The following is a 3,126-nucleotide window of genomic DNA, read 5'->3' on the forward strand; positions in this document are numbered from 1 at the left end:
CCGTGGGTCTCCATTCAGGATTTCCTATATCGAGACCGCTTTGATGCGCTCTGTCGCGATCTTCCTGATCCCTCACTTTTTGAGGCGCAGATGGGGTATCAACGGGCCCACGGCCAGCGCAGTCACGATCGCCTCGCCCTCCAATATCGGCCTGCTTTAGAACCGCAATTGGCCCCATCATGGAGAGAGTTTCTCCATGAGTTACAAGGCGAGGACTATCGCAACTTCTGGCGACATATGTTGGGCTTGGGTTCCAGGACCCCCATCATCTTCACTATGCATTGGCATTATGCGCCGCGAGGTGCGTCAGTATCACCACATACCGATGCTCGGCGTAAGATCGGTTCCCACATCTTTTACTTCAATACCCCCGCCGATTGGGACGAGGCTTGGGGAGGCCAGACCCTGGTCTTGGATGATGATGGCAAGTGGCCACGCCACTCGGCGCCAGATTATGCCGATCTACGCGAGGCTGGAGCGTCGCAAGTACTCGGCAACCGCAGCTTTCTTTTTGCCCAGACTGATCATTCCTGGCATGCCGTCAAGGAACTGACCTGCCCGCCAGGACATTTCCGGAAGGTCTTCATTGTTGTTGCCAATAGACTCACGGCGCAGGTGCTTTGGCGGCGAGTGCGCGGTAAGGATGCCGATGGGTACCGGTTGGCGGGGTGAAGAGACTCAACAGGCCATAAAAACCGTTGGGGGAGTAAAATGATACGAAGGTCCACTCGTTGGTCTCCGATATTGGCGGTCACTGCTCTCTGTGTTGTCTTCAGTCCCGCTGCGCTGGCGCTCTCGCTCATGCCGAGTGGTGCCCCCTACCTGAGCGCGGGGTTGGGCATATTTAACATGGTGGGCGCGGTTAATGACGACGGCTACAATCGTACCCCGGCGGAGTTGAATCTTGAGTACCAGTCCGGAACCCGTCTCTACGGCATTGGCTACCTACTGGGGCTACTGGCAAATACCGACGGCGGCATTGACGGTTATGGGGGTGTTTATGCCAATGTCCTGCTCTCACCCCACTGGATACTCACCCCTGAAGCCGGGATTGGCGGCTATCGTCAAGGGCAAAGCAAGAATATGGGAAGTACCTTTCTCTTTCGATTGGAGCTGGGGCTAGCGTATCAATTGGCTGCTGGGCAGCGTCTCGGTGTAAAGATCGCACATTTGTCCAATGGCGATCTTTACACCCGCAATCCCGGCGAAAACGAGATCCTTGTTACCTATTCCGTAGCGTTACGGTAAGAAGGAGAATGCTCCTGTTTGGTTGCATCATTTGGAGAGCGTCCAAGTCAATTTCCGCGACTGGCATTGGGCCCAAAGCCCAGACGCTCACGTTTGTGCAGGATGCGTTCGACAATCCAGGCGCCAAAGAGATAGGCCAAAGCGCGGGTGAGGGGCAGAAGCCAGGTGGGCGGCGGGGCTTCGTTGGCGCGCAGATCGTGCAATAGGGCGGGATCAAGGGCACCCGAGATGCCTGCCCCCAGTAGGACTGCCGTCAGCAGGACCACTACCCAGGCACCGCAATAGTGGCGCAAGACGCTATAACTCAGGCGATAGACAACGGCACCCAAGAGCAAACTGATGACTGCCTCGATGATCCAGATCCGCAACATACGCCCCCCTATTGCATGCGATGACGGAAAAGCCAGGCGGCGGCACTCATGCTCAGGGCCGCGATGATGGCCAGGGGCCAATACTGGCTCCATAGATCCCGCAGTCCGTCTCCTTCCAGAAAGACTCCGCGCACGATCACCAAAAAATAGCGCATAGGATTGGCGTAGGTGAGGTCTTGCACCAGTTCCGGCATATTGGCGATGGGGGTGGCAAAGCCCGAGAGGATGATGGCCGGCACCAAAAAGAGAAAGGCGCCGAGCAGGCCCTGCTGCTGGGTCATGGACAAGGACGAGATCATCAAGCCGATGCCGACGGCCGCAAAAATAAAGAGCAGCATCCCCACGATCAGGGCGAAGACGCTACCAAGGAAGGGCACGCCAAACCAGAACACCGCCACCAAGGAGATGAAGGTACCTTCGACGGCGCCCACGAGGATCCCCGGCAAGGCCTTGCCAGCCAAGATCTCCAGGGGCGTCATGGGGGTCACCAGTAGCTGATCGAAAGTTCCTTGCTCTCGTTCCCGCGCTACCGAGAGCCCCGTCACCAGCAATGTCACCACCAGAGTAAGCAGGGCGACAATGCCCGGAACGATGAACCAGCGCGATAGTAGATTGGGATTGAACCAGGCGCGGGCGACCAGTTGCGCCGGTGGGCTGCCCCAGTGATGCTCCCGCGCCCAGCGTTCGTCAAAGGAGAGCAAAATACTGTTGACGTAATTGAGGGCAATGGTGGCGGTATTGGAATTGCGCCCGTCGATGATCACTTGCACCGGAGCCGGATGGTGCCGCAGCAAATCTTCCGTGAAATGCGGGCCGATCTGCAAGACCAGCAGTGCCTTTTCGCGATCGATGAGAGGGGCGATCTGCCCGTCGCGAGTGATGGTCGCTACCTGCCGAAAGGCGCGCGAACCCTGAAAGTAGCCAAGCAGCTCGCGGGAGGCAAAGCCGCTGTCTTGGTTGTAAACGGCATAGGGAATGTGATCGAGGTCGAAGGTGGCGGCGTACCCAAAGACCAGCAGTTGGATGATGGGCGGACCGATGAGGACGAAACGGCTCTTTTTGTCCCGCAGGATGGCGAGGAATTCCTTGATCACCAATGCCCAGATCCGCGCCAACATCAGTCGAGCCTCTTATGGGAGCGGCGCAGAGTCACGCCCAGAAAAAAGATCGCCATGAGCAACAGGGCGAGGCTATTCCAGAGGATGATGGGCCAGACGTCGCCGGCAAGGAAAAGGGTTTGGAGAATACTCACGAAATAGCGCGCGGCAACGACGTGGGTAATCACCTGAATCGCCTCGGGCATGGAGGGAATGTAGAAGATGAAGCCCGAGAGGATGAAGGCCGGCAGGAAGGTGACGATGATGGCAATCTGCCCCGCCACGAACTGATTGCGTGCCACGCTGGAAATGAGCAGCCCCATGCCCAAGGCGACCAGCAAGAAGAGGGTCGAGGCGAGTAACAGGACGACAAAACTGCCGCGCAGGGGCACGGCAAAGAGCCAAACCGC

General features: G+C 57.8%; 5 protein-coding genes. 2 read left to right on the forward strand and 3 right to left on the reverse strand.

Annotated features, from left to right (window positions below):
- On the forward strand, positions 1-672 hold a 672-nt coding region (locus RTI30_RS13550), incomplete at its 5' end, for a 2OG-Fe(II) oxygenase (RefSeq protein WP_312284047.1).
- 39 nt (positions 673-711) lie between these two features.
- Positions 712-1,248: an acyloxyacyl hydrolase gene (locus RTI30_RS13555; RefSeq protein ID WP_312284048.1), complete on the forward strand. Its 537-nt coding sequence runs from the start codon at positions 712-714 to the stop codon at positions 1,246-1,248.
- 47 nt (positions 1,249-1,295) lie between these two features.
- Here the strand turns inward: RTI30_RS13555 and RTI30_RS13560 are convergent, their stop codons facing one another.
- The 3 genes from RTI30_RS13560 to RTI30_RS13570 all read right to left on the reverse strand — a co-directional run.
- Positions 1,296-1,619, reverse strand: a complete 324-nt coding sequence (locus tag RTI30_RS13560) for a hypothetical protein (RefSeq protein WP_312262859.1) — start codon at positions 1,617-1,619, stop codon at positions 1,296-1,298.
- An 8-nt stretch (positions 1,620-1,627) separates the two neighbouring features.
- Positions 1,628-2,737 (reverse strand): ABC transporter permease, encoded by a 1,110-nt coding sequence (locus tag RTI30_RS13565; RefSeq protein WP_312262860.1) that lies wholly within the window; start codon positions 2,735-2,737, stop codon positions 1,628-1,630.
- Positions 2,737-3,126: ABC transporter permease (locus RTI30_RS13570; RefSeq protein ID WP_312284049.1), on the reverse strand; the 390-nt coding region annotated here is incomplete at its 5' end. The genes RTI30_RS13570 and RTI30_RS13565, both read right to left, overlap by 1 nt.

Source organism: Candidatus Igneacidithiobacillus taiwanensis (genome assembly GCF_031962545.1).
Taxonomy (GTDB): domain Bacteria; phylum Pseudomonadota; class Gammaproteobacteria; order Acidithiobacillales; family Acidithiobacillaceae; genus Igneacidithiobacillus; species Igneacidithiobacillus taiwanensis.